This window comes from Kitasatospora sp. NBC_01250 (assembly GCF_036226465.1).
GTDB lineage: Bacteria > Actinomycetota > Actinomycetes > Streptomycetales > Streptomycetaceae > Kitasatospora.
In genome coordinates, this window is record NZ_CP108476.1 from 6,643,809 (window position 1) to 6,668,314 (window position 24,506).

Genomic DNA, 24,506 nt, shown 5'->3' on the forward strand with positions numbered 1-24,506 from the left:
CCGGTGCCGATACCATCGAAGTGCCGGCGGGGGCGTGCGGAGCCGAACGGAACCCGCGTCACCGCTTGGAACATCCGGCTAGACACTGATGGGGGCGCCCGCGTGAGCGTGCTCGACGAGATCATCGACGGGGTCCGTGCGGACCTCGCGGAGCGGCAGGCCCGGGTCTCCCTGGACGAGCTCAAGGAGCTGGCCGCCAAGGCGCCGGACGCCAAGGACGGCGTGGCCGCCCTGCGCGGCGAAGGCGTGCGGGTGATCTGCGAGGTCAAGCGCTCCAGCCCGTCCAAGGGCGCGCTGGCCGCGATCGCCGACCCGGCCGCGCTGGCCGTCGACTACGCCGCCGGCGGTGCGGCGGCGATCAGCGTGCTCACCGAGCAGCGCCGCTTCGGCGGCTCGCTGGCCGACCTGGACGCGGTCCGGGCGGCGGTGGACACCCCGCTGCTGCGCAAGGACTTCATCGTCACCGCCTACCAGCTCTGGGAGGCCCGCGCGCACGGCGCCGACCTCGCGCTGCTGATCGTGGCGGCCCTCGACCAGCCGGCGCTGGTCTCGCTGATCGAGCGGGCCGAGTCGATCGGGCTGACCCCGCTGGTCGAGGTGCACGACGAGGAGGAGATCGCCCGCGCGGTGGACGCCGGCGCGAAGATCATCGGCGTCAACGCGCGCAACCTCAAGACGCTCGAGGTGGACCGCAACACCTTCGCCAACGTGGCGCACGCGATCCCGGCCCACATCGTCAAGGTGGCCGAGTCCGGGGTCCGCGGCCCGCACGACCTGATCGCCTACGCGAACGAGGGTGCGGACGCGGTGCTGGTCGGCGAGTCGCTGGTGACCGGCCGGGACCCGAAGGCGGCCGTCGCCGACCTGGTCGCCGCCGGCGCCCACCCGGCGCTGCGCCACGGGCGGGGCTGACCGGCACCCGATGGCCATCGCCACCCGTCTCCAGAAGGGCTGCCGCCCGCGCGGCTGCCGCGCGCCCGCACGCCGTGTGCTGGGGCGCCGGGTGCGCTACGTGATCGGCTGCGAGCCCGGGCAGGTGCCCGGGCGCCGATGGCGTCGGACGGCACGGGCCTAAGTTCGTTCCGTCCGCCTGTCCGTCTGTCGCGCCTCGCGCCGGGCGGGCCGATCACCCCAGGATTCCGCATGCCCGAAAATCTGACCGACCCTCAGGTCCCCGACGCCCGGGGATACTTCGGCGCCTATGGTGGCCGCTTCATCCCGGAGGCGCTGGTCGCCGCCGTCGAGCAGGTCGCCGAGGAGTACGCCAAGGCCAAGCAGGACCCGGCCTTCGCCGCCGAACTCGACCTGCTGCTCAAGGACTACACCGGGCGGCCGAGCCCGCTCACCGACGTGCACCGGTTCTCCGCCGAGGCCGGCGGGGCCCGGGTGCTGCTCAAGCGCGAGGACCTCAACCACACCGGCTCGCACAAGATCAACAACGTCCTCGGCCAGGCCCTGCTCACCCGCCGGATGGGCAAGACCAGGATCATCGCCGAGACCGGTGCGGGGCAGCACGGCGTGGCCACCGCCACCGCCTGCGCGCTCTTCGGCTTCGACTGCACGATCTACATGGGCGAGGTCGACACCGAGCGCCAGGCGCTCAACGTGGCCCGGATGCGGATGCTCGGCGCCGAGGTGGTGGCGGTCAAGTCCGGCAGCCGCACGCTGAAGGACGCCATCAACGAGGCCTTCCGCGACTGGGTCGCCAACGTCGACTCCACCCACTACCTGTTCGGCACGGTGGCCGGCCCGCACCCGTTCCCGGCCATGGTCCGCGACTTCCACCGGGTGATCGGCGTGGAGGCCCGCGCCCAGGTGCTGGAGCGCACCGGACGGCTGCCGGACGCCGTGGTCGCCTGCGTGGGCGGCGGATCCAACGCGATCGGCATCTTCCACGAGTTCATCCCGGACGCCGGGGTGCGCCTGATCGGCTGCGAGGCGGCCGGCGAGGGCGTGGAGACCCCGCGCCACGCGGCCACCCTCACCAAGGGCGAGCCCGGCGTGCTGCACGGCGCGCGCAGCTACGTGCTGCAGGACGAGGACGGCCAGACCATCGAGAGCCACTCCATCTCGGCGGGCCTGGACTACCCCGGCATCGGCCCCGAGCACGCCTTCCTGAAGGACACCGGACGGGCCGAGTACCGCCCGGTCACCGACGACGAGGCGATGCAGGCGCTGCGCCTGCTGTCGCGCACCGAGGGCATCATCCCGGCCATCGAGAGCGCCCACGCGCTGGCCGGCGCGCTGGTGCTGGGCCGCGAGCTGGGCCCGGACGCCACCATCCTGGTCAACCTCTCCGGGCGCGGCGACAAGGACATGCACACCGCCGCGCAGTACTTCGGCCTCTACGACAGCGAGGGCAAGTGACCATGGGCGCCTCCAAGCTGAGCACGGTTCTGGCCGCTGCCAAGGCCGCGGACCGGGCCGCGCTGATCGGCTACCTGCCGGCCGGCTTCCCCACCGTCGAGGGCGGGATCAAGGCCGTCAACGCGCTGGTCGAGGGCGGCTGCGACATCGTCGAGGTCGGCCTGCCGCACTCCGACCCGGTGCTGGACGGCCCGACCATCCAGACCGCCGACGACATCGCGCTGCGCGGTGGCGTGCGGATCAAGGACGTGCTGCGCACCGTCCAGGAGGTGGCCGGTGCCCACCCCGAGGCGGCGGTGCTGGTGATGACCTACTGGAACCCGGTGGACCGCTACGGCGTCGCCCGGTTCGCCGCCGACCTGGCCGCGGCCGGCGGCGCGGGCGTGATCCTGCCCGACCTGCCGGTGGAGGAGTCCGTCGAGTGGCGCGCGGCGGCGGGTGAGCACGGGCTGGACACGGTCTTCGTGGTCGCGCCGAGCAGCCGGGACCAGCGGCTGGCCGAGGTCACCGCGGCCGGCAGCGGCTTCGTCTACGCCGCCGCCGTGATGGGCGTGACCGGCTCCCGGGCGCAGGTCGGCGAGTTGGCCGAGGACCTGGTCGCCCGCACCCGGGCCGCGACCGACCTGCCGGTCTGCGTGGGCCTCGGGGTCTCCACGGCGGCGCAGGCCGCCCAGGTGGCCGGCTTCGCCGACGGCGTGATCGTCGGCTCGGCCTTCGTGCAGCGGATCCTGGACGCCGACGGGGACGAGGCGGGCGCGCTGGCGGCCGTCCGCGCGCTGGCGGCCGACCTCGCCGAGGGCGTGCGCAAGCGCTGAACCTTGCGGCCTGACGGCCCGTCACCCCAAGTGGGTGGCGGGCCGTCGGCTTTCCTCGGCCCGTACGGGTGAATCGACACGGCCTGACGTGTCATCGGGTTTGTCGGGCCGTTGCACCGGGTGCTCCGTGGGGAATGGTTCGGGTCGCTGCCCTTCGTGTACTTCTCCACCATCCGGGATCGACGAGAGGGAGGTGCCGCCGTGGTCGCCCTGCACCGTGGCGTCCTGCTCAGGGCCGTTGCCGCCGCCCTGGTGCTGGCCGCGGCGTTCGGCGGGGAGCACGCGGTGGGCCACGCACTGGCCAAGCGCGGCGCCGAGCTGGCGGCCCGGCAGAACGGCACCAGCGGCGCGCCGCAGAGCCCCGGCGGGATCGCCAAAAGGGACAGATGACCTATCCTCACCCATTCGGGTGAATGGGGCGAGATTGGAGTAAGCGGCAGAAATCCCCTACGGTTCATCAGGAACTCCGGCGGGCGCGGTGCCCCCGTGGCGGACGTCTGATGAGGGGGTGGGCCGGATGGCCGGGAGCGAGCAGGTCGTGGGGCGGCGGTTCGCGGTGGCGGCCCCGTGGATCAGCACGGTGGCCCGGTTGGGGCTCGCCGTGGTCTGGGCCTGGGCGGGGCTGGCGAAGATCTCCGATCCGGCGGTGGCGGCCCAGGCGGTGCGCGCCTACCGGATCCTGCCCGAGGGGCTGGTCAAGCCGGTCGGCTACGGACTGCCGTTCCTGGAGATCGGGTTGGCGCTGCTGCTGGTGATCGGCCTCGGGGTGCGGATCGCCGCGGTGATCTCGGTGATCCTGCTGCTGACCTTCATCGCCGCCATCGCCTCCACCTGGGCCCGCGGCATCGCCATCGACTGCGGCTGCTTCGGCGGCGGCGGAGCGGTGGCCGCCTCGCAGACGCAGTACCTGCAGGAGATCCTGCGCGACATCGGCTTTCTGCTGGTGGCGCTCTGGCTGGTCGTCAGGCCGCGCTCCAGGGTGTCGGTGGACTCCTGGCTCGCCCTCTGACGGCGCTGCGCCCGATGGTCCCGCGCCCGATGGTCCTGCGCCCGATGGCCCCGTGTCCGATGGTCCCGCGCCCCCGACCGGCATCCCGACTGGCTCCAAAACCCCTGGAAGCAAAAGAACATGAGTGAGAAGAACCGAGAAGGCAAGCGCACGGCCCGCGAGCGGATGCGCGATGAGCGGGCCGCCCAGGAGGTCAAGGACGCCCGCAGGAAGAAGCTGATCGTGCTCGGCTCGGTGCTCGCCGTCCTGGTGCTGGGGGCGGGCATCGGCGTGGCGGTGCAGAGCGGCCGGTCCAGCTCCTCGACCCCGAAGGCCGCGCCGGCCGGCGCGATCGGCAACAAGAACCTGGTGATCCCCGACGGCCCGGCCAACGCGCCCTCCACGCTGACCGTCTACGAGGACCCGAGGTGCCCGGCCTGCGGCGCCTTCGAGCGTGAATTCGCGCCCACCGTCGACCAGTTGCAGGACCAGGGCAAGCTCTTCGGCAACTACCACATCGTCTCGTTCATCGACCGGCACGACAATGGCAAGGGCTCCAAGAACGGCGCCAACGCGCTGGCCTGCGCCCAGGACTCGGGCTACTTCCGGGCCTACCACGACGTGCTCTACCGCAATCAGCCGGACGAGACGGTGGACAGCTGGAAGGACAAGTCCAAGCTGATCGACCTGGCCAAGCAGGTCCCCGGGCTGGACTCGCCGACCTTCGAGGCCTGCGTCAACACCAACAAGTTCGGCGGCTGGGTCTCGGCGGTGGAGGAGGACTTCGACAAGTCCGGCTACAGCTCCACCCCCACCGTGCTGCTCAACGGCAAGCCGATCTACCCGAAGAACGGCAACGACGAGATCACCCCGGACAACCTGGTCAAGTGGGTGAACGAGGCCAACCAGGGCAAGCAGCTGGGCACCACCGGCAGCGCCTCGGCCAGCCCCGCGCCGACCAGCACGGCCGCCGAGACCGACCCGAACCAGCCGCCGGCCAGCCCCGGCAGCTGAGGCAGGCCGGACCCGCGCCGGCCCGCACCCCGCCGCCCCGGGGTGCGGGCCGGCCGTTTCCGAACCGGTACCCCCGTCGGTGCTGGTCCGGAGGTCACGAGGCGGTAGCGTCGGAGGCGCCATGGAATTCGCTTACATCCCGAGCCCGTCGCGGGGCGTCATCCACCTCGGACCGATCCCGCTGCGCGCGTACGCCTTCTGCATCATCATCGGTGTCGCCGTCGCCGTCTGGCTCGGCAGCAAGCGCTGGGTCGCCCGTGGTGGCGCCAAGCACACGGTCGGTGACATCGCGGTCTGGGCGGTGCCGTTCGGCCTGGTCGGCGGTCGCCTCTACCACGTGATCACCGACCACCAGCTCTACTTCGACCCGGGGCAGAACCCCTGGAACGCCTTCAAGATCTGGGAGGGCGGCCTCGGCATCTGGGGCGCCATCGCGCTGGGCGCGGTCGGCGCCTGGATCGGCTGCCGCCGCCGCGGAGTGCCGCTGCCGGCCTACGCCGACGCCATCGCGCCCGGCATCGCGCTGGCTCAGGCCTGCGGCCGGTGGGGCAACTGGTTCAACCAGGAGCTCTACGGCAAGGCCACCACGCTGCCCTGGGGCCTGCACATCCACAAGGTGAACCCGGACGGCACGGTCACCGACGGGATCTTCCAGCCGACCTTCCTGTACGAGTCGATCTGGTGCGTCGGCGTGGCCTTCCTGGTCCTGTGGGCCGACCGCCGCTACAAGCTCGGCCACGGCCGGGCCTTCGCGCTCTACGTCGCGGCCTACACGGTGGGCCGGGCCTGGATCGAGTACCTGCGGATCGACGAGGCGCACCACATCCTGGGCCTGCGGCTCAACGACTGGACCTCGATCGTCGTCTTCCTGGGTGCGGTGGCCTACCTGGTGATCGTCGGCAGGAAGCGGCCCGGGCGGGAGGCGCCCGACTCGATCGACCCGGCCGCCCGGCCGGTGCCCGTCGAGGGCGAGCCGGTGGCGGACGCGCCGGCGGAGCCGGAGCTTCCGGGTGACGCCGGTGGCCCCGAGGCGGCCGGCGGCGGCGCCCAGGCGTCCGAGGAGAAGCGCCCGACCCCCTGACCCGCCCTGTCGAACGGGCCCCGGAGTGCACGCACTCCGGGGCCCGTTTTGCTGCCCCGCTCGACAAAGCCGCAGGTCAGCGAGGTAAGCCAGGGCTTGCTTGCTGGAAAACGTCAGATCATCGGGCTACGTTCGAGGCGTGAGAAGCCCTGGCGGCAGCACTGGTCTCACGGCTCTTCGCCGTGCTCGGACGCAGCCTGGCAGGGGGGAGCAGCAACAGGAGGGCGCAGCACCATGTCCGTGACCATGACCAAGCCCGTCGTCGAGGAGCCCGCCCAGCCGAGGGTGCCGGCCGAGGGGCACCACCGCGACGTCAACGGCGGCTGGCTGCGCCCCGCGGTCTTCGGTGCGATGGACGGACTGGTCTCCAACCTCGCGCTGATGACCGGTGTGGTCGGCGGCGCGGCGGCCAACAGCACGGTGATCCTCACGGGCCTGGCAGGGCTGGCGGCCGGTGCCTGCTCGATGGCGGCGGGGGAGTACACCTCGGTGGCCTCGCAGCGCGAGCTGGTGCTGGCGGAGATCGAGGCCGAGCGGATCGAGCTGCGCCGCAACCCGGAGGGCGAACTCGCCGAGCTGGCGCAGGTCTACATCTCCCGCGGGGTCGAGCCGGAGCTCGCCCGCGAGGTGGCCCGGCAGCTGACCCGCGACCCGGAGCAGGCGCTGGAGGTGCACGCGCGCGAGGAGCTGGGCCTGGACCCGCACGACCTGCCCAGCCCGCTGGTGGCCGCCGTCTCCTCGTTCGGCTGCTTCGCGCTCGGTGCGCTGCTGCCGCTGCTGCCCTACCTGCTGGGTGCCACCTCGCTGCTGCCGGCGCTGGTCCTGGCCGTGCTCGGCCTCTTCCTGTGCGGTGCGGTGGTGGCCCGGGTGACGGCCCGCAGCTGGTGGTTCAGCGGGCTGCGCCAGCTGGTGCTGGGCGGTGCCGCAGCCGGCGTGACGTACCTGCTGGGCGCTCTGATCGGCGGCCACGTGGGCTGACCGTGTGTGGAAAATCACTCAGGTAACTGCATAACCATGCAGGATTCCCTGCTGCGAGGCGCTGGCGACCATCGGTCCAGCGCCTCGCGTCGTTCCCGTGGGGCGGAATCGCAGGCGGGCGGTGGTGCGGTGGTGGTCGGCGGGATGTCGCCCCTGTTTCAGGCGCCGGAGCCCGGGGCACACTGGTGAGGCACGCAGCCGCCGGGAAGACGATTTCCGGGCGCGTGACTACTGGCCGGTAACGGCCCCTGAGCTGGGACTGTGTCCGCCATATGGACGTCAGATTCCACTTCCCGGGATTTGCCGCATCATGTAACCTGCACGAAATCGCAGAGGGCCAACGTCGTCCCTGTTGCACCACCGCTCCCCTGGCCATCGGCCGGGTGGATGCCCCTCATGCCAAGACGACGACGGGAGAGCCGATGCTGTCTGCATCCATGCACTCCGCCAACGAGCCCCAGGGCAGCAGCCGCTCCCCGTACGCGCTCGTTCCGGATGCGCGACCTGCAGCTCAGGGCCTGTACGACCCACGAAACGAGCACGACGCCTGCGGCGTCGGCTTCGTCGCCACGCTGACCGGCATCGCCGACCACACCATCGTCGAGCAGGCGCTGACCGTCCTGCGCAACCTGGAGCACCGCGGCGCCACCGGCGCCGAGCCGGACTCCGGGGACGGCGCGGGCATCCTGACCCAGATCCCGGACGCCTTCCTGCGCGCCCGCACCGCCTTCGAGCTGCCGACCGCCGGCGAGTACGCGGTGGGCATCGCCTTCCTGCCGGACGAGGACGCGGCCGACGCCGCCGCGGTGGCGCAGATCGAGCGGATCGCCGACGAGGAGGGCCTGACCGTCCTCGGGTGGCGCGAAGTCCCCATCGCCCCCGACCTGTTGGGCGCCACTGCCCGCTCGGTGATGCCGCGCTTCCGGCAGCTCTTCCTCGCGGCAGCGAGCAATGAACAGAGCCTCGCGGCAGCGAGCAATGGTCAGAGCCTCGCCGGTGACGGCAAGGCCGGCCTCGCGCTGGACCGGGTCGCCTTCGTGGTGCGCAAGCGCGCCGAGCGCGAGGCCGGGGTGTACTTCCCCTCGCTCTCCGCCCGCACCATCGTCTACAAGGGCATGCTCACCACCGGGCAGCTGGAGCCGTTCTTCCCCGACCTGTCGGACCGGCTCTACGCCTCCGCGATCGGCCTGATCCACTCGCGCTTCTCCACCAACACCTTCCCGAGCTGGCCGCTGGCCCACCCGTACCGGTTCGTCGCGCACAACGGTGAGATCAACACCGTCCGGGGCAACCGGAACTGGATGCAGGCCCGGGAGTCGCAGCTGGCCACCGACCTGATCCCGGCCAACCGCAACGGGCAGGACCTCAGCCGGATCTTCCCGGTCTGCACCCCCGACCACTCCGACTCGGCCTCGTTCGACGAGGTCCTGGAGCTGCTCCACCTCGGCGGCCGTTCGCTGCCGCACTCGGTGCTGATGATGATCCCGGAGGCCTGGGAGAACCACGCCACCATGGACCCGGCCCGGCGCGCCTTCTACCAGTACCACTCCAACCTGATGGAGCCCTGGGACGGCCCGGCCTGCGTCACCTTCACCGACGGCACCCAGATCGGCGCCGTGCTGGACCGCAACGGCCTGCGCCCGGCCCGGTACTGGATCACCGAGGACGGCCTGGTGGTGCTCTCCTCCGAGGTCGGCGTGCTCGACCTGGCGCAGGAGAAGGTGGTCGAGAAGGGCCGGCTCCAGCCCGGCCGGATGTTCCTGATCGACACCGAGCAGCACCGGATCGTCACCGACGAGGAGATCAAGTCCGAGCTCGCGGCCGAGCACCCCTACGCGGAGTGGGTGGCGGGCGGGCAGATCCAGCTCTCCAAGCTGCCCGAGCGCGAGCACATCGCGCACACCCACGCCTCGGTGACGCGCCGTCAGCAGACCTTCGGCTACACCGAGGAGGAGCTGCGGGTCATCCTGGCGCCGATGGCCAGGACCGGTGGTGAGGCGCTCGGCTCGATGGGCACCGACTCGCCGATCGCCGCGCTCTCCGAGAAGCCCCGGCTGCTCTTCGACTACTTCATCCAGCTCTTCGCCCAGGTCACCAACCCGCCGCTGGACGCGATCCGCGAGGAGCTGGTCACCTCCCTGCTGAGCAACCTCGGCCCCGAGGGCAACCTGCTGGCCACCGAGGCCGCCGCCTGCCGCTCGGTCGGCATGCCGTTCCCGGTGATCGACAACGACGAGCTCGCCAAGCTGATCCACATCAACGCCGACGGCGACCAGCCGGGCCTGAAGGCGGTCACGCTCTCCGGTCTCTACAAGGTCTCCGGCGGCGGCGAGGCGCTGGCCGCACGGCTCGCGGCCATCGCGGCCGAGGCGGACGCGGCGATCGCCGACGGCGCCCGGATCCTGGTGCTCTCCGACCGCCACTCGGACGCCGAGCACGCACCGATCCCCTCGCTGCTGCTCACCTCCGCGGTGCACCACCACCTGATCCGCACCAAGCAGCGCACCCGGATCTCGCTGCTGGTGGAGGCCGGCGACGTCCGCGAGGTGCACCACGTGGCGCTGCTGATCGGCTACGGCGCCAGCGCGATCAACCCCTACCTGGCCATGGAGTCGGTCGAGGACCTGGTCGCCCAGGGCACCTTCCTGACCGGCGTCGAGCCCGAGAAGGCGATCCGCAACCTGATCAAGGCGCTCGGCAAGGGCGTGCTCAAGGTGATGTCCAAGATGGGCATCTCCACGGTCGCCTCCTACCGCGGCGCCCAGGTGTTCGAGGTGATCGGCCTCTCCCAGGAGACGGTGGACGCCTACTTCACCGGCACCACCAGCAAGCTCGGCGGCATCTCGCTGGACGAGATCGCCCGCGAGGTGGCCGCCCGGCACGCCAAGGCCTACCCGGCCTCCGGGATCCCGGCCGCGCACCGCGCGCTGGAGATCGGCGGCGAGTACCAGTGGCGGCGCGAGGGCGAGCCGCACCTGTTCGACCCGGACACCGTCTTCCGGCTGCAGCACGCCACCCGCAGCCGGCGCTACGACATCTTCAAGCAGTACACCGAGCGGGTGAACGAGCAGTCGACCCGGCTGATGACGCTGCGCGGCCTGTTCAAGCTGGACGGCCAGGGCCGCCCGCCGGTCCCGCTGGAGGAGGTCGAGCCGGTCTCCGAGATCGTCAAGCGCTTCTCCACCGGCGCGATGTCCTACGGCTCCATCTCGATGGAGGCGCACGAGACGCTGGCCATCGCGATGAACCGGCTCGGCGGCAAGTCCAACACCGGTGAGGGCGGTGAGGACCCGGAGCGCCTGTACGACCCGGCCCGCCGCTCGGCGATCAAGCAGGTCGCCTCCGGCCGCTTCGGCGTCACCTCCGAGTACCTGGTCAACGCCGACGACATCCAGATCAAGATGGCCCAGGGCGCCAAGCCCGGCGAGGGCGGCCAGCTGCCCGGCCACAAGGTCTACCCGTGGATCGCCACGACCCGGCACTCCACCCCCGGCGTCGGTCTGATCTCGCCGCCGCCGCACCACGACATCTACTCCATCGAGGATCTGGCCCAGCTGATCCACGACCTGAAGAACGCCAACCCGGCCGCCCGCATCCACGTGAAGCTGGTCTCCGAGGTCGGCGTGGGCACGGTGGCGGCCGGCGTCTCCAAGGCGCACGCGGACGTGGTGCTGGTCTCCGGCCACGACGGCGGCACCGGCGCCTCCCCGCTGACCTCGCTCAAGCACGCGGGCGGCCCCTGGGAGCTCGGCCTGGCCGAGACCCAGCAGACCCTGCTGCTCAACGGCCTGCGCGACCGGATCGTGGTGCAGACCGACGGCCAGCTCAAGACCGGCCGCGACGTGGTGATCGCCGCGCTGCTCGGCGCCGAGGAGTTCGGCTTCGCCACCGCTCCGCTGGTGGTCTCCGGCTGCATCATGATGCGGGTCTGCCACCTGGACACCTGCCCGGTCGGCGTCGCCACGCAGAACCCGGTGCTGCGCGAGCGCTTCTCCGGCAAGCCCGAATTCGTGGTCAACTTCTTCGAGTTCATCGCCGAGGAGGTCCGCGAGATCCTCGCCGAGCTGGGCTTCCGTTCGATCGAGGAGGCGGTCGGCCACGCCGAGCACATCGACGCCACCGCCGCCGTCGACCACTGGAAGGCCGCCGGGCTCGACCTCGCCCCGCTGCTGCACGTCCCCGAGCTGCCCGAGGGCGCGGCCCTGCACTGCACCACCGCGCAGGACCACGCGCTGGACAAGGCGCTCGACAACCAGCTGATCGAGCTGGCCGCCGACGCCCTGGAGCGCGGCGAGGCGGTCCGCATCCAGCTGCCGATCCGCAACGTCAACCGCACGGTCGGCACCATGCTCGGCCACGAGGTGACCAGGCGCTACCGCGGCGAGGGCCTGCCGGAGGGGACCATCGACGTCACCTTCACCGGCAGCGCGGGCCAGTCCTTCGGCGCCTTCGTGCCGCGCGGCATCACGCTGCGCCTGGAGGGCGACGCCAACGACTACGTCGGCAAGGGCCTGTCCGGCGGCGTGCTGGTGGTCCGCCCGGCCCGCGACGCGGCCGCGATCGGCGCCGACGCGCAGGCCCACGTGATCGCCGGCAACACCATCGGCTACGGCGCCACCGGCGGCCGGATCCACCTGCGCGGCAAGGCCGGTGAGCGGTTCGCGGTGCGCAACTCCGGCGCCACCCTGGTGGTGGAGGGCGTGGGCGACCACGGCCTGGAGTACATGACCGGCGGGCGGGTGCTGATCCTGGGCGCCACCGGGCGCAACCTGGCCGCGGGCATGTCCGGCGGCATCGGCTACGTGCTGGACCTGCGTCCGGCCAACGTCAACGGCGGCATGGTGGGCATCGAGGCCCCCGACGCGGCGGACCGCGAGTGGCTGCGCGAGACCGTGCAGCAGCACTACGAGGAGACCGGCTCGACGATCGCCGCCGAGCTGCTGGCCGACTGGGGCAGCGGGGTCTCCCGCTTCTCCAAGATCATGCCCACCGACTACAAGGCAGTGCTCGCCGCCAAGGACGCCGCGCAGCGCGATGGACTCTCCGAGTCCGAGACCACTCGCAAGATGATGGAGGCGGCACATGGCTGACCCCAAGGGCTTCCTGACCACCCCGAAGCAGCTCGCCGAGCGCCGTCCGGTGGACGTGCGGCTGCGGGACTGGAACGAGGTCTACGTCGAGCGCAGCCTGCTGCCGGTCATCAGCAAGCAGGCCGGGCGCTGCATGGACTGCGGCATCCCGTTCTGCCACAACGGCTGCCCGCTGGGGAACCTGATCCCCGAGTGGAACGACCTCGCCTTCCGGGACGACTGGTCCGGGGCGATCGAGCGGCTGCACGCGACCAACAACTTCCCGGAGTTCACCGGGCGGCTGTGCCCGGCGCCGTGCGAGTCGGCCTGTGTGCTGGGGATCAACCAGGACGCGGTGACCATCAAGAACGTCGAGGTCACCATCATCGACAAGGCCTGGGACAACGGCGGGGTCCGCCCGCAGGCGCCCGAGCGGCTGTCCGGCAAGACGGTGGCCGTGGTCGGCTCGGGCCCCGCGGGCCTGGCCGCCGCCCAGCAGCTCACCCGGGCCGGGCACACGGTCGTCGTCTACGAGCGGGCCGACCGGATCGGCGGCCTGCTGCGCTACGGCATCCCCGAGTTCAAGATGGAGAAGCGCCACATCAACCGCCGCATCGAGCAGATGCGCGCGGAGGGCACCCGGTTCCGCACCGGCGTGGAGGTCGGCACCGACCTCACCGGCCAGCAGCTGCGCGAGCGGTTCGACGCGGTCGTGGTCGCCGCCGGCGCCACCACCGCGCGCGACCTGCCGGTGCCCGGGCGCGAGCTGGGCGGGATCCACCAGGCGATGGAGTACCTGCCGCTGGCCAACAAGGTCCAGGAGGGCGACTACGTCGAGGCCCCGATCAGCGCCAAGGGCAAGCACGTCATCGTGATCGGCGGCGGCGACACCGGTGCCGACTGCCTGGGCACCGCGCTGCGCCAGGGGGCGGCCTCGGTCACCCAGCTGGAGATCATGCCGCGCCCCGGCGACGAGCGCCCGGCCCACCAGCCGTGGCCGACGATGCCGATGACCTACAAGGTCACCTCCGCGCACGAGGAGGGCGGGGAGCGCGTGTACTCTGTGAACACCACCCACTTCACGGGGGACGCGGACGGCAACGTCGCCGAGCTGCACCTGGTGGAGGTGGAGTTCAAGGACGGCCGATTCGAGCCGGTGCCCGGCACCGAGCGGGCCATCCCGGCGCAGCTGGTCACCCTGGCCATGGGCTTCACCGGGACGGACGTGAAGAACGGCCTCGTCGAGCAACTGGGCGTCGAGCTGGACGCGCGCGGCAACGTGGCCCGTGACGGCAGGTTCGCCACCAACGTGGAGGGTGTCTACGTCTGCGGTGACGCCGGCCGTGGTCAGTCGTTGATCGTGTGGGCGATCGCCGAGGGCCGCTCGGCCGCTGCGGCGGTCGACGCCCACCTCGGCGGCAAGAGCCCGCTGCCCGCCCCGATCCGCCCCACCGACCGCCCCCTGGTGGTCTGACCGCTGCCGGTCCGACCGCCCCCGAAGAGCCATACCGGGAAAAACCCTCCCGCACACCGCCCGCTGCTTCCAGCGGGCCGCACCACCCGCTGACCCGCCAGAGCCGCCGGTCCCTCAGCGGAGCACTAACGACGGCGCCTGCCCACTCCCCGACCAAGTTGCGGGCAGGTGCCGTCGGGTGCTGTCCGGACCCGCCCGAAGGTGCCCGGCGTCCTGCGCTCAGGGCGTGGGCGAGCCGATCGGGCCGCCGGGCTGGATCGGGGTGCGGGCGAGGGCGGTGCCGGTGGCCGCGTCCAGGACGTCGCGGGTGCCGAGCGGGTGGCTGAGGCGGAAGGCGACGGGAGCCATGGAGGCGTAGAGCGGGCAGACGCCGCTGCCGGTGTGCGGGGTGTAGCGGCCGAGGAGGACGACGGCCGTGTCCGTCTCGTAGACCTCGCCGGGCAGCGGCTGGCGGCAGCCGCCGCCCTCCTGATGGGCGGTGAGGGTCAGGCCGTCCCCCGACACCGAGGTCCAGTCGGTCACGGCGGTCAGGCCGGCGACGGGCGTGCCGCCGGGCAGAGGGGTGGCGGGCGGGGCGCTGACAGCCGGGTAGCTGAACGGGGTCCCGTAGCCCTGGACGGTGAATTGCCAGGTGGGGATGGTCGCCGTGCCCCGGCTGGTGTCGACCTCGCGGGTGCCGGGCGTGACGGCCGTGACGACCAGCCAGCCGGTGCACTGGTGGCTCGGGCAGCCGGGGTTGCCCCCGCTGGGCCGGCCGGGCGGCGGTGCGCAGGACTCCGTGGACGCCGAGCAGGTCGAGGCCGCGGGCGGCTCCTTGATCAGCTGCGCGGCCGCCAGCAGCGGCAGCGTGAGCGTCGAGCCGTCCGCCCAGCGCACCGTGCCGGTCTCGGGGGAGTAGGGCAGGGCGGCCCGCAGGTCCAACTCGTCGTTCTGGTAGGCGAGGGCGTCGGCAGGGCTGTGGAAGCCGTCGGCCGGCAGCCAGACGTTCGGCACGGCCACCGGGGCGTAGCCGTGGTCCCAGCTGCGCGCCGACGGCGAGCCGGGCCAGGCCCGGGCCACCGCGGTGGCCCGGGCCAGCTGCGGGCCGCTCGGGCTGCCGGTCGCCGGGGGCAGGGTCACGTGGACCGGGACCCCGACGGGCCCGTGGGACGCGCCGGTGCTGCCGCAGCCGGCCAGGGCGGCGAGAAGCAGCAGCGCGGCGGGGAGCGACCGGAAGATGCGCCAGGTCATCGCGGAACTCAACTCCTTCGGGATAGCTGACGGTTCGTCGGGACCGCGGTTGGACGTCTGGGTGAACTCACAGGTTCCAGCCCGTGCTTTGTATCCGTGCGACATGGCAGACTGCGGCCCGGAACGGCACTTGGGGAGGAGAGGGCAATGAGCGCGGGCACCGGTCAGACCGGCGGTGGGGTGACGGTCCGCCGGCTGCTGCTGGGCTCGCAGCTGCGCCGGCTGCGCGAGGCCCGGGGCGTCAGCCGGGAGGACGCCGGCTACGAGATCCGCGCCTCCGAGTCCAAGATCGGGCGGATGGAACTGGGCCGGGTCAGCTTCAAGGAGCGCGACGTCGCCGACCTGCTCACCCTCTACGGCGTCAACGCCCCCGATCAGCGTGCCGAGTTGCTCTCGATGGTCCGCGCCGCCAATGCCACGCCGTGGTGGCACGCCTACGCCGACGTGGTGCCCGGCTGGTTCCAGACCTACCTGGGCTTCGAGGAGGCGGCCGGCACCATCTCCAGCTACGAGGTGCAGTTCGTCCCGGGCCTGCTGCAGACCGAGGAGTACGCCCGCGCCGTGATCCGGCTCGGCGCGCAGAACGCCCCGCAGGAGGAGATCGAGCGCCGGGTCGCGGTGCGGATGCGCCGCCAGCGGCTGCTGGCCGGCGAGAGCGGGCCGAAGCTGGTCGCCGTGATCGACGAGGCCGCGCTGCGCCGGCCGTGCGGCGGACCCGAGGTGATGCGCGGCCAGCTGGCCCGGCTGCTGGCGCTGGCCGAGCTGCCGCGGCTCGAACTCCAGGTGATGCCGCTGGGCTTCGACGGGCTGGTCGCCGAGAGCGGGGCGTTCTCGCTGCTCGGCTTCGACGAGCCGGACCTCGCCGAGGTCGTCTACCTGGAGCAGTTCACCACCGCGCTCTACCTGGACCGGCCGCGCGAGGTGGCCGAATACGTGGACGCCCTGGAGCGGTTGCGGGCCGACAGCCTGAGCCCCGAGCGCAGTCGCGCGCTTTTGGGCACTTTGCTCCAAGAGGCCTGACGTGTCAGTAGGATGATTCCCAGTCAGCCTTGAAGGGGAGTCAGGTGTCTCACTTTTCGGACCTCGCCCTGCAGTACATCGACGGCCAGTGGCGCCCGGGCAGCGGCTCCTGGGACATCGTGGACATCAACCCGTACAACGGCGAGAAGCTCGCGGTGATCACCGTGGCCACGGTGGCCGAGGTCGACGAGGCCTACCGGGCGGCCGAGCGCGCCCAGCGCGCGTGGGCCGAGACCAACCCCTACGCCCGTCGCCTGGTCTTCGAGCGCGCCCTGCGGATCATCGAGGAGCGCGAGCAGGAGATCACCGAGACGATCATCGCGGAGCTCGGCGGCACCCGCCTCAAGGCCGCCTTCGAGCTCTCGCTGACCAAGGACATGCTGCGCGAGGCGATGCAGCTGGCGCTGCGCCCCGAGGGCCGCATCCTGCCCTCGGCGGTGGACGGCAAGGAGAACCGCGTCTACCGGCTGCCGGTCGGCGTGGTCGGCGTGATCAGCCCCTTCAACTTCCCGCTCTTCCTGTCGATGAAGCCGGTCGCGCCCGCGCTGGCGCTCGGCAACGCGGTGGTCCTCAAGCCGCACCAGGACGCCCCGATCGTCGGCGGCACCCTGCTCGCCAAGATCTTCGAGGAGGCCGGGCTGCCGGCCGGCCTGCTCAACGTGGTGATCACCGACATCGCCGAGATCGGCGACGCGCTGATCGAGCACCCCGTGCCCAAGGTCATCTCGTTCACCGGCTCCGACCGGGTCGGGCGGCACGTGGCCACCGTGGCCGCCTCGCACTTCAAGCGCTCGGTGCTGGAGCTCGGCGGCAACAGCGCGCTGATCGTGCTGGACGACGCCGACGTCGACTACGCGGTGGACGCCGCCGTGTTCAGCCGCTTCGCCCACCAGGGCCAGGTCTGCATGGCGGCCAACCGGATCCTGGTGGACCGCGCGGTGCTGGCCGAGTTCACCGAGAAGTTCGTCGCCAAGGTCGCCTCGCTCACGGTCGGTGACCCCAAGGACCCCGCCACCCAGATCGGCCCGCTGATCAACACCACCCAGGCCGACGCGCTCACCGCGCAGGTCGACCAGGCGCTCGCCGAGGGCGCCACGGCGCTGCTGCGCGGCAGCACGGTGGGCACCCTGATGTCCCCGGTAGTGCTCACCGACCTGGCTCCGCAGGCGCCGATCCTGCAGCGCGAGCTGTTCGGCCCGGTCGTGCTGCTGGTGCCCTTCGAGGGCGAGGAGGAGGCGGTGGCGCTCGCCAACGACACGCCCTTCGGCCTCAGCGGCGCGGTGCACACCGGCGACCTGGAGCGCGGTGTGCGGGTGGCCAGGCGGGTCGAGACCGGCATGATCCACGTCAACGACGGCACCATCCACGACGAGGCGATCGTGCCCTTCGGCGGCGAGAAGAACTCGGGGCTCGGGCGGCTGAACGGCGAGTCCACGGTGGAGGCCTTCACCACGCTGAAGTGGATCTCGATCCAGCACGGGCGCAGCCGCTTCCCGTTCTGAGGGGCTTCGGGTCTGCGGGGCTGAGAAGCTCCACGGGGCTGCGGGGCTGCGGGGCTGTGGGGCTGCGGCCCTCTGGGACCGGCCGGGTGAAAGCTGGCGAACCTGGACATACCATCACAGAAAGACGGATGGGAGGCCAGGCATGACCAAGCGACCGACGGGCAAGACGAACAAGCTGCGCCGCGGTACCCAGGAGCTGCTGGCGAGCCGCGGCATGGTGTCCGGCGCGGGCGCCAAGCCCCGCCCGTTCGGCCCGGTCCTGCACACCGGGACGAACGGCGGCGGCAGCGGAGCCGTGGGCCACGGCACGTACGCGGCGCTGGCCGGCGAGACACCCTTCAGCCACGGCGGACGGCGGGCCCCGGAGGAGCGGGCCCACACCGGGGCGCAACCCGGCCACGCCGAGCTCAAGGGCCACCGGCACCGCGGTGCGGAGCGGCACTCGGCGCACTGACGCCGGCAGGCGCGGGCGAGCCGACTCACGGCCGCCAGGAGCCGGCACCCCGCAGGCGCGGGGTGCCGGCTCCTCATGCCTGGGCGGCGGGCTGCCCGAGCCGCGCCAGCACCGCCTCCAGCCGCTCGCCGAAGCGGCTCTCGGGCGGCGGGTCGGCCGGTTCGAGGCGGGCCCAGCAGCGGTCGCGCTCGTAGTGGTCCAGGGCGGTCACCGTGGCGTCCACCAGCCCGTTCAGCTCGTGCAGCTCCTCGGCCGGGTGGCCGGCGGGTGCACCGAGGCGGTCGGCCAGCTGTTCCAGCAGCTGCTCCGCGCGGACGATGCTCGCCTCCGGCCAGCGGGACAGCGCCACCCGCTCGCGCTGGGCGGCCAGCTCGTCCAGCAGCGGGGGAGGCGGCGGCGGGGGAGGCGGCGGGGGTGGAGGCGGTGGAGGCGGTGCGGGTGGCGCGATCACCAGCGCGACCAGTGCGCCCGCTGCGTACAGCCCGCCGACCACCGCCACCCCGACCGGGCCGAGCCCGTCCACCAGCGAGACCACCAGACCCAGCACGGCCCCGCCGCTGCCCGCGTAGTGCGCGCGGCTGCCGAACCAGGCCGGCAGCGCGCCGCGCCGGTCACTGGTAGCCACGGATCTCCTCGAAGACGCCGCCCAGCGAGCCGTCCGTCAGCGCGTCGAACAGCTTGCCGCCGGTGAGGTCGGCGATCCCCTGCAGCTGCTGCTTGGCGCCCTCGCCGAACAGGATCGGGAAGACCGGCACCGCCTGGCCCGAGGCCGGCAGCTTCTTGTAGAACGCCGTGAAGTCGTCCGCCGAGGCGCCCTCGTTGCTCTCGCCGTCCGTCATCAGCACGATCGAGGTGAACCGGTCGTCCTGCTCGGCCGCCTGCTGCTGGGCCAGGAGCTGGTAGGCCCGCTCCAGCGTGCTGTAGATCGCGGTGCCGCCCTCGGCCGTCAGGCTCTGCACATCGGCTGTGATCGCCGCCAGCGCCGCCTGCGGGGCGTCGGCCGGGATCTGGTGCGTGTGCTGCCACTTCACGCCGTCCGCGAAGGAGATCAGCGTGACCTCCTCGCGCTCCCGGAACCCGTTCGCCACCAGGTTGCCGCCGGCGCCCGTCAGCTGCTCCAGCGCCTGCTGCAGCGCGGCCAGCCGGGCCCCCTGCATCGAACCCGAGGTGTCCAGCACGTACGCCGTCCGGGACGGGCGGCGCAGCTGGTTCTGGTAGGCCGCCAGCAGTGCGTCCGCCACCGCCCGGCTGCCGGGGAAGGGCAGTTCGGGCCGCCGGTCGGCGCCCAGCCCCGGCCCCGGCGCCACTCCCGGGACCACCGGGCGCCGCTCGGTGACGTCCGACAGCTCGCGCTGGATCTCCGGGCGCAGCAGCTCGGTGGTCAGCCGGGAGAAGGCGTCCACGGCCGCGGCGCCGGCCGAACTCAGCAGGGTCAGCGGGTAGTCGGCCGACACCACCCCGTCGGTCGGTCGGATCACCGTCAGCTGGCCGCTGGAGGGCAGCGTGCGGTTCAGCGAGAGCAGCACCGACTCGTAGTTCACCAGCGCGCCCACCTGCTCGCCCGAACCGCCCTGCGCCGTGCGCTGGTAGGCCTGGGCCAGCCAGCCCGAGGAGCCCGAGGTCAGCTTCTGCCCGGCGAAGAACGCGTGCAGCGCCGGGGCCGCCTTGGCCACGTCGTCCTGGGTCAGCGCCGCCTGCGCCCCGGAGAACGCGGAGGCCAGCGCGATCAGCGCGGACAGGCCCGAGTTGGACTGCGAGGGGTCCGCCATGCCGAAGGTCAGCATGCCCGCCGCCACCGCCGCGCCCACCTGCGACCAGGTGGTCCCCGCCGGATCCCAGCCCAGGGCGGTGAGCACCGAGGAGCGGACCCCGAGTGCCACCGGGGAGACCATCACCGAGGTGTCCGAGAGGAGCTTGCCGGCCGTGGTCGGGTCCAGGCGCAGGTAGCGGTTGGAGGCGAACCAGATCGCGTCGTAGTTCCCGTCCGCCTTGCCGCCGGCGACCGTCTGGGCGCCGTCCAGGGTGCCGGTGTAGCTGAGCGTGACGGTGACGCCGGTGGCCTTGCGGACGTCGTCCAGCACCGGCTGCATGTCCTGCAGTTCGCTGCCCGCCAGCACCCGCAGGGTGTACGGGGCGCCGGTGGGCGACGGCCCGGTGGGGCTCGGCGTCGCTGCGGTGGCCGTGCTGCGGGCCGGGCCAGGCTGCGGCTTCGCGCCCCCGCCGCTGTCACATCCGGTCGTCGCAGCGGCCAGGCCCAGCGCCAGCGCGCCGACCAGCCGGCGGCGGGTGAGCCTCGAAGGTTCCTGGCTCATCAGTTGCCACCTCCTGCCGGGGAGGCCGCCGCCACGATCTTCTGCAGGATGTCCGTGGTCGGCGGCGGTGGTTGGGAGCCGAGCGAGGTCAGGTCGGCGAGGAAGCCCTGGGCGTGCCCCTTGGCCTTCAGGGCCGCCACCATCGCCTGCGGATCGGCGGTGGGCCGGAACCCGTACTGGGCCTCCAGGCTGATCAGTGCCGGGTCGTTCAGCAGCGCCTGGGCGAGCGCGTCCGCCTTCGGCGTCAACTCCACCACGGTGTGGTCACTCGTGATGCCGATATCCGGATAGAGCACCACCATGTCGCCGGGCAGCTTGCCCTTCATCGCCTGCTCGGCCACCTCGGACTCGTAGGTCCAGCTCAGCGGCTTGCCGGTGCCGGCCACGAAGTCCCGGAACAACTGGTCGCTGCTGGCGAGCAGGGCACCCTGATTGGCCATCAGATAGCGCAGAAGCGATGCGGTCCGGTCGATTCCGCTCTGATCCGACACCACCTGGTCACCGTTGGCCAGGTAGGACATCACCGCCAGGTAGAGCGAGGCGGAGGAGGAGGTGTTCGGGTCGGTGGTGGCGATGTAGATCTTCCCGGCGAGGTCCGGCGGCGGGGTGGCGCCCTTCAGATCGCCCCAGCCCAGGTGCTGTTGGACGTCCGTCAGGTACTGCGCCATGTGGAAGGTCCAGACGCCGTCGGCGTCCGGCGACGCGAGGCCCACGCCCTTCAGGAACTGGGCGGTCTGCTGGTGGGTGACCACCACCAGCGGGGAGTAGAACGGCCGGACCGGGGTGGTGGTGATCGGGGTGCCGATCGCCTTGGCGGCCACCGAACTGGCCGGGATCACGAAGTCGTAGGCCGAGCCGGGCGGTGGACCGGAAGCCGGGCCCAAGGCCGCGCCGGGCGGCTCGGCCCTGGCCTCGTCGGCCATCTGCCAGGAGCCCGAGGTGCGCACCGAGACCGCCAGCCCCTTGGCCCGCAGGGCCTGCCGGACCTGGTCGGAGGTGAAGAAGTCGCTCTTCTCGGAGCCGATCAGGCCGGTGAGCGCGATGGTGCCGGCCGTGGCCGACGATTGCGGGCCGGGCTTGGGCGGCCGGTGCTGCTGCTGGACCAGCACCAGGACACCGATCACCAGTCCCAGTGCCACGATGAGCCCGAGCAGCCGTCGTCCCATGGCGCCCCTCCCCGTTCCCCGTCGCCACCCCGGGCCGTCGCGGCTCGGGTGCAGAGCCTCCCGCCGGGGGTCGAGCGCCGGCCGACGCCTCGGTGAACCAGGGGTGAACAGGCCTTCACGGATCCGCATCCGTGGCACCGCCGACGCGGCGGCCGTTGGCCGACCGCGGATTCGATCACGCAGGGTCGCGTTGCGTCGGAAAGTTCAACGAAGCTTCTGGTAGTGGACATGTGACGGTCCGTCGGAGCGTCGTTGTTACGCACGGGTAGTGCATACGCTCGGACCATGCGCCGAGCAAAAATCGTCTGTACTCTCGGGCCGGCCACCGACTCGTACGACCAGATCAAGTCCCTGGTCGACGCCGGCATGGACATCGCCCGCTTCAACCTGAGCCACGGCTCCCAGGCCGAACACGAGGAACGGTACCGCCGGGTCCGCAAGGCTTCCGACGAGACCGGCCGCAGCGTCGGCATCCTGGTCGACCTTCAAGGCCCGAAGATCCGCCTGGGCACCTTCGCCGAAGGCCCCGTACTCCTCGAACGCGGCGACGAGTTCACCATCACGGTGGACGACGTCCCCGGCGACAAGGAGATCTGCGGCACCACCTACTCCGGCCTCGCGGGCGACGTCTCGCGCGGGGAGCGGATCCTGATCGACGACGGCCGGGTCTGCCTCGAAGTCACCCGGGTGGAGGGGCTGCGCGTCCACTGCATCGTCATCGAAGGCGGCCTGGTCTCCGACCACAAGGGCCTCAACCTGCCCGGAGTCGCCGTCTCGGTGCCCGCGCTCAGCGACAAGGACGTCGCCGACCTGCGCTGGGCCCTGCGAGTCGGCGCCGACCTGATCGCACTCTCGTTCGTCCGCAGCGGCAAGGACATCGAGGACGTGCACACCGTGATGCGCGAGGAGGGCCGCTTCCTCCCCGTCATCGCCAAGATCGAGAAGCCCCAGGCGGTGGACGGCCTGGAGGGCATCGTCAGCGCCTTCGACGGCATCATGGTCGCCCGCGGCGACCTGGGCGTCGAACTTCCGCTGGAACAGGTGCCGTTGGTCCAGAAGCGCGCGGTCAAGCTGGCCAAGCGCAACGCCAAGCCGGTCATCGTCGCCACCCAGATGCTCGACTCGATGATCCACGCCTCGCGCCCCACCCGGGCCGAGGCCTCCGACGTCGCCAACGCGATCCTCGACCAGGCCGACGCGGTGATGCTCTCCGGCGAGACCTCGGTGGGCAAGTACCCGATCGAGACGGTCAAGACCATGGGCCGCATCGTCGAGGCGGTCGAGGAGGAGGTGCTGGCCGCCGGCCTGCCACCGCTGACCGAGCGCAACAAGCCCCGCACCCAGGGCGGCGCGGTCGCCCGGGCCGCCGCCGAGATCGGCGACTTCCTGGGCGCCAAGTACCTGATCGCCTTCACCCAGAGCGGCGACACCGCCCGCCGGCTGACCCGCTACCGCTCCCCGATCCCGGTCCTGGCCTTCACCTACGAGCCCTCCGTGCGCAGCCAGTTGGCGCTCACCTGGGGCGTGGAGACCTTCCTGGGCCCGTTCGTGCCGACCACCGACGAGATGGTCGCCCAGGTGGACAGCGCGCTGCTCAGCCTGGGGCGGTGCCAGCGCGGCGACATCGTCATCATCACGGCGGGCTCCCCGCCCGGACTGGCGGGCTCGACCAACCTGGTGCGGGTGCACCACGTGGGAGAGCTGGACAACTGACCCTCCCGGACGGGGGTGTCCGCCGAGCGGGCACCCCCGTGCGGGTCTTCGAGCACCGCCGCCGACCAGGCTGATACGGTCCGCGCATGCCCACCACCGCGCCCGTGATCCGCAGTGACGCACCCGGCTCCTTCGCCTGGAGCGTCTTCCACGAGCGGCACCCGAAGCTGATCCGACAGGTGCTCGACGCGCTGCCGTACGGGCCCACCGAGCGGGCGGCGATCGAGGAGCTCCTCGCCGAGAGCACCGGCGGCGTGCTGGAGCCGCTCGGCCCGGACGCCCACGACCACGAGCAGTGGCTGCAGTGGGGCCAGGGCCTGTTCGGGCGGCCGTGGGGTGAAGCGCCCTTCCTGTGGGCCGAGAGCTACTTCTACCGCAGACTGCTCGAAGCCACCGGCTACTTCCGCCCCGGAGCGTGGCAGGGCATCGACCCGTTCGCGCCGTTCAAGGACGCCGAACTGGCCGGCCCCGCGGTCGATGCCGAGTTGGCAGCGCTGGGTGAACTGGTCGCGCTCGCGGCCGACAAGCGGGGAGAGGCGCTGCTCGGGTCGGCGCTCTGGGGGAACCGGGCGGACCTCAGCTTCCAGATCACGGCCTCGCGCGGGGACGCCGGCCACTCCTCGGCCCTGATCGCGGACGACAGCGCGCTCCTGTGGTCCGCGCTCGCCGCCGCGGGCAGCCCGAAGGTCTGCGTGATCGCGGACAACGCCGGGCGGGAGCTGCTGCCCGACCTGGTCCTGATCGACCACCTCCTGGTGAGCGGGCAGGCCGCCGAGGTGGTGCTGTACGTCAAGCCCTCCCCGTACTACGTGTCGGACGCGACGACGGCCGACGTCCTCGCGACCGTCCGCCGCCTTCGCACCGCGCCGGGGCCGGAAGCGGGGCAGCAGGCAGGGCAGGAGGCGGATCGGGAGGCGGAGCGGATCGGGCGCCGGCTCTGGCAGGCGATGAACAGCGGCGCCCTCGTGGTCCGCACCCACCCGTTCTTCAGCGCACCGCTCCCGTTCCACGCCATGCCCGCCGACCTCAGGGCCGAACTCTCCGGCGCCACGCTGACCCTCGTCAAGGGCGACCTCAACTACCGCCGCCTGGTGGGGGACCAGCTCTGGGACCCCACGACCCCGTTCGGGGAGCGGGCCGGCCACTTCCCGTCCCCGGTGGCGGCGCTGCGCACGTTGAAGTCGGACGTCGTCGTCGGACTTGATGCTCCCGTGGTCGCGAGGCTGGACGCCACGGGGGAGAAGTGGCGGACCAGCGGCGCCTACGGGGTCGTTCAGGTTCACTGCTAGGTGGCAGTCCATGACGGGTCCGCCGGCGCCCGCG

General features: G+C 72.2%; 20 protein-coding genes. 16 read left to right on the forward strand and 4 right to left on the reverse strand.

Annotated features, from left to right (window positions below; translation table 11 throughout):
* Positions 1 to 102 precede the first annotated feature (102 nt).
* The 11 genes from trpC (at position 103) to OG500_RS28180 (ending at position 13,786) form a co-directional block, all read left to right on the forward strand.
* Complete coding sequence (trpC, locus tag OG500_RS28135; RefSeq protein ID WP_327069645.1) at positions 103 to 912, forward strand: indole-3-glycerol phosphate synthase TrpC; 810 nt, start codon at positions 103 to 105, stop codon at positions 910 to 912.
* 10 nt (positions 913 to 922) lie between these two features.
* The gene (trpM, locus tag OG500_RS38240; RefSeq protein WP_442789244.1) at positions 923 to 1,075 is read left to right on the forward strand and encodes a tryptophan biosynthesis modulator TrpM; all 153 of its coding nucleotides are present in this window, start codon (positions 923 to 925) and stop codon (positions 1,073 to 1,075) included.
* 68 nt (positions 1,076 to 1,143) lie between these two features.
* Positions 1,144 to 2,367 (forward strand): tryptophan synthase subunit beta, encoded by a 1,224-nt coding sequence (trpB, locus tag OG500_RS28140; RefSeq protein WP_327069646.1) that lies wholly within the window; start codon positions 1,144 to 1,146, stop codon positions 2,365 to 2,367.
* Positions 2,368 to 2,369: 2 nt separating this feature from the next.
* Positions 2,370 to 3,182, forward strand: a complete 813-nt coding sequence (gene trpA / locus OG500_RS28145; protein WP_329584169.1) for a tryptophan synthase subunit alpha — start codon at positions 2,370 to 2,372, stop codon at positions 3,180 to 3,182.
* Between the two features lie 201 nt (positions 3,183 to 3,383).
* Entirely contained in the window at positions 3,384 to 3,572 is a 189-nt protein-coding gene (locus tag OG500_RS28150; protein WP_327069648.1) for a hypothetical protein, read from the forward strand.
* 127 nt (positions 3,573 to 3,699) lie between these two features.
* The gene (locus OG500_RS28155) at positions 3,700 to 4,191 is read left to right on the forward strand and encodes a MauE/DoxX family redox-associated membrane protein (protein ID WP_327069649.1); all 492 of its coding nucleotides are present in this window, start codon (positions 3,700 to 3,702) and stop codon (positions 4,189 to 4,191) included.
* 120 nt (positions 4,192 to 4,311) lie between these two features.
* Positions 4,312 to 5,184 (forward strand): DsbA family protein, encoded by an 873-nt coding sequence (locus OG500_RS28160; RefSeq protein ID WP_329584172.1) that lies wholly within the window; start codon positions 4,312 to 4,314, stop codon positions 5,182 to 5,184.
* Positions 5,185 to 5,305: 121 nt separating this feature from the next.
* Entirely contained in the window at positions 5,306 to 6,265 is a 960-nt protein-coding gene (gene lgt / locus OG500_RS28165; RefSeq protein WP_327069651.1) for a prolipoprotein diacylglyceryl transferase, read from the forward strand.
* Positions 6,266 to 6,511: 246 nt separating this feature from the next.
* Entirely contained in the window at positions 6,512 to 7,243 is a 732-nt protein-coding gene (locus tag OG500_RS28170; RefSeq protein WP_327071716.1) for a VIT1/CCC1 transporter family protein, read from the forward strand.
* Between the two features lie 437 nt (positions 7,244 to 7,680).
* On the forward strand, positions 7,681 to 12,333 hold the full coding sequence (gene gltB / locus OG500_RS28175; RefSeq protein ID WP_329587778.1) for a glutamate synthase large subunit: 4,653 nt from the start codon (positions 7,681 to 7,683) through the stop codon (positions 12,331 to 12,333).
* Entirely contained in the window at positions 12,326 to 13,786 is a 1,461-nt protein-coding gene (locus OG500_RS28180) for a glutamate synthase subunit beta (RefSeq protein WP_327069652.1), read from the forward strand. Before gltB ends, OG500_RS28180 begins: the two co-directional genes overlap by 8 nt.
* Positions 13,787 to 14,005: 219 nt before the next feature.
* On the opposite strand, the gene OG500_RS28185 is transcribed toward OG500_RS28180, so the two are convergent.
* Positions 14,006 to 15,016, reverse strand: coding sequence for a hypothetical protein (locus tag OG500_RS28185; RefSeq protein WP_329584175.1), 1,011 nt, complete (start codon positions 15,014 to 15,016; stop codon positions 14,006 to 14,008).
* A 147-nt stretch (positions 15,017 to 15,163) separates the two neighbouring features.
* Between OG500_RS28185 and OG500_RS28190 the strand changes: the two genes are divergently transcribed.
* The 3 genes from OG500_RS28190 (at position 15,164) to OG500_RS28200 (ending at position 17,992) form a co-directional block, all read left to right on the forward strand.
* The gene (locus OG500_RS28190; RefSeq protein ID WP_327069654.1) at positions 15,164 to 16,036 is read left to right on the forward strand and encodes a helix-turn-helix domain-containing protein; all 873 of its coding nucleotides are present in this window, start codon (positions 15,164 to 15,166) and stop codon (positions 16,034 to 16,036) included.
* Between the two features lie 44 nt (positions 16,037 to 16,080).
* Positions 16,081 to 17,538: an aldehyde dehydrogenase family protein gene (locus tag OG500_RS28195; protein ID WP_329584177.1), complete on the forward strand. Its 1,458-nt coding sequence runs from the start codon at positions 16,081 to 16,083 to the stop codon at positions 17,536 to 17,538.
* Between the two features lie 142 nt (positions 17,539 to 17,680).
* Positions 17,681 to 17,992, forward strand: coding sequence for a hypothetical protein (locus OG500_RS28200; RefSeq protein ID WP_329584179.1), 312 nt, complete (start codon positions 17,681 to 17,683; stop codon positions 17,990 to 17,992).
* A 73-nt stretch (positions 17,993 to 18,065) separates the two neighbouring features.
* Here the strand turns inward: OG500_RS28200 and OG500_RS28205 are convergent, their stop codons facing one another.
* The 3 genes from OG500_RS28205 to OG500_RS28215 are packed head-to-tail and all read right to left on the reverse strand — an operon-like array spanning position 18,066 to position 21,470.
* Positions 18,066 to 18,617 carry a hypothetical protein gene (locus OG500_RS28205; protein WP_327069657.1) on the reverse strand — a complete coding sequence of 184 codons (552 nt, stop codon included), beginning with the start codon at positions 18,615 to 18,617 and terminating at the stop codon, positions 18,066 to 18,068.
* Positions 18,604 to 20,304 carry a VWA domain-containing protein gene (locus tag OG500_RS28210; RefSeq protein ID WP_329584180.1) on the reverse strand — a complete coding sequence of 567 codons (1,701 nt, stop codon included), beginning with the start codon at positions 20,302 to 20,304 and terminating at the stop codon, positions 18,604 to 18,606. The genes OG500_RS28205 and OG500_RS28210 overlap by 14 nt, the downstream gene beginning before the upstream one ends.
* Complete coding sequence (locus OG500_RS28215; RefSeq protein WP_329584182.1) at positions 20,304 to 21,470, reverse strand: hypothetical protein; 1,167 nt, start codon at positions 21,468 to 21,470, stop codon at positions 20,304 to 20,306. Before OG500_RS28215 ends, OG500_RS28210 begins: the two co-directional genes overlap by 1 nt.
* A 285-nt stretch (positions 21,471 to 21,755) precedes the next feature.
* Here OG500_RS28215 and pyk point away from each other — a divergent pair, with 285 nt between their 5' ends.
* Positions 21,756 to 23,183, forward strand: a complete 1,428-nt coding sequence (gene pyk / locus OG500_RS28220; RefSeq protein ID WP_329584184.1) for a pyruvate kinase — start codon at positions 21,756 to 21,758, stop codon at positions 23,181 to 23,183.
* 86 nt (positions 23,184 to 23,269) lie between these two features.
* Positions 23,270 to 24,472 (forward strand): damage-control phosphatase ARMT1 family protein, encoded by a 1,203-nt coding sequence (locus OG500_RS28225; protein WP_329584186.1) that lies wholly within the window; start codon positions 23,270 to 23,272, stop codon positions 24,470 to 24,472.
* The last annotated feature ends 34 nt before the right edge of the window (positions 24,473 to 24,506 follow it).

Coding starts and splice junctions, on each gene's coding strand:
- OG500_RS28160 (WP_329584172.1), top strand. CDS start 4,312: ATGAGTGAGAAGAACCGAGAAGGCAAGCGCACGGCCCGCGAGCGGATG.
- trpA (WP_329584169.1), top strand. CDS start 2,370: ATGGGCGCCTCCAAGCTGAGCACGGTTCTGGCCGCTGCCAAGGCCGCG.
- OG500_RS28185 (WP_329584175.1), bottom strand. CDS start 15,016: ATGACCTGGCGCATCTTCCGGTCGCTCCCCGCCGCGCTGCTGCTTCTC.
- OG500_RS28180 (WP_327069652.1), top strand. CDS start 12,326: ATGGCTGACCCCAAGGGCTTCCTGACCACCCCGAAGCAGCTCGCCGAG.
- OG500_RS28225 (WP_329584186.1), top strand. CDS start 23,270: ATGCCCACCACCGCGCCCGTGATCCGCAGTGACGCACCCGGCTCCTTC.
- OG500_RS28210 (WP_329584180.1), bottom strand. CDS start 20,304: ATGAGCCAGGAACCTTCGAGGCTCACCCGCCGCCGGCTGGTCGGCGCG.
- OG500_RS28215 (WP_329584182.1), bottom strand. CDS start 21,470: ATGGGACGACGGCTGCTCGGGCTCATCGTGGCACTGGGACTGGTGATC.
- OG500_RS28200 (WP_329584179.1), top strand. CDS start 17,681: ATGACCAAGCGACCGACGGGCAAGACGAACAAGCTGCGCCGCGGTACC.
- OG500_RS28155 (WP_327069649.1), top strand. CDS start 3,700: ATGGCCGGGAGCGAGCAGGTCGTGGGGCGGCGGTTCGCGGTGGCGGCC.
- OG500_RS28190 (WP_327069654.1), top strand. CDS start 15,164: ATGAGCGCGGGCACCGGTCAGACCGGCGGTGGGGTGACGGTCCGCCGG.
- trpM (WP_442789244.1), top strand. CDS start 923: ATGGCCATCGCCACCCGTCTCCAGAAGGGCTGCCGCCCGCGCGGCTGC.
- pyk (WP_329584184.1), top strand. CDS start 21,756: ATGCGCCGAGCAAAAATCGTCTGTACTCTCGGGCCGGCCACCGACTCG.
- trpB (WP_327069646.1), top strand. CDS start 1,144: ATGCCCGAAAATCTGACCGACCCTCAGGTCCCCGACGCCCGGGGATAC.
- gltB (WP_329587778.1), top strand. CDS start 7,681: ATGCACTCCGCCAACGAGCCCCAGGGCAGCAGCCGCTCCCCGTACGCG.
- OG500_RS28170 (WP_327071716.1), top strand. CDS start 6,512: ATGACCAAGCCCGTCGTCGAGGAGCCCGCCCAGCCGAGGGTGCCGGCC.
- lgt (WP_327069651.1), top strand. CDS start 5,306: ATGGAATTCGCTTACATCCCGAGCCCGTCGCGGGGCGTCATCCACCTC.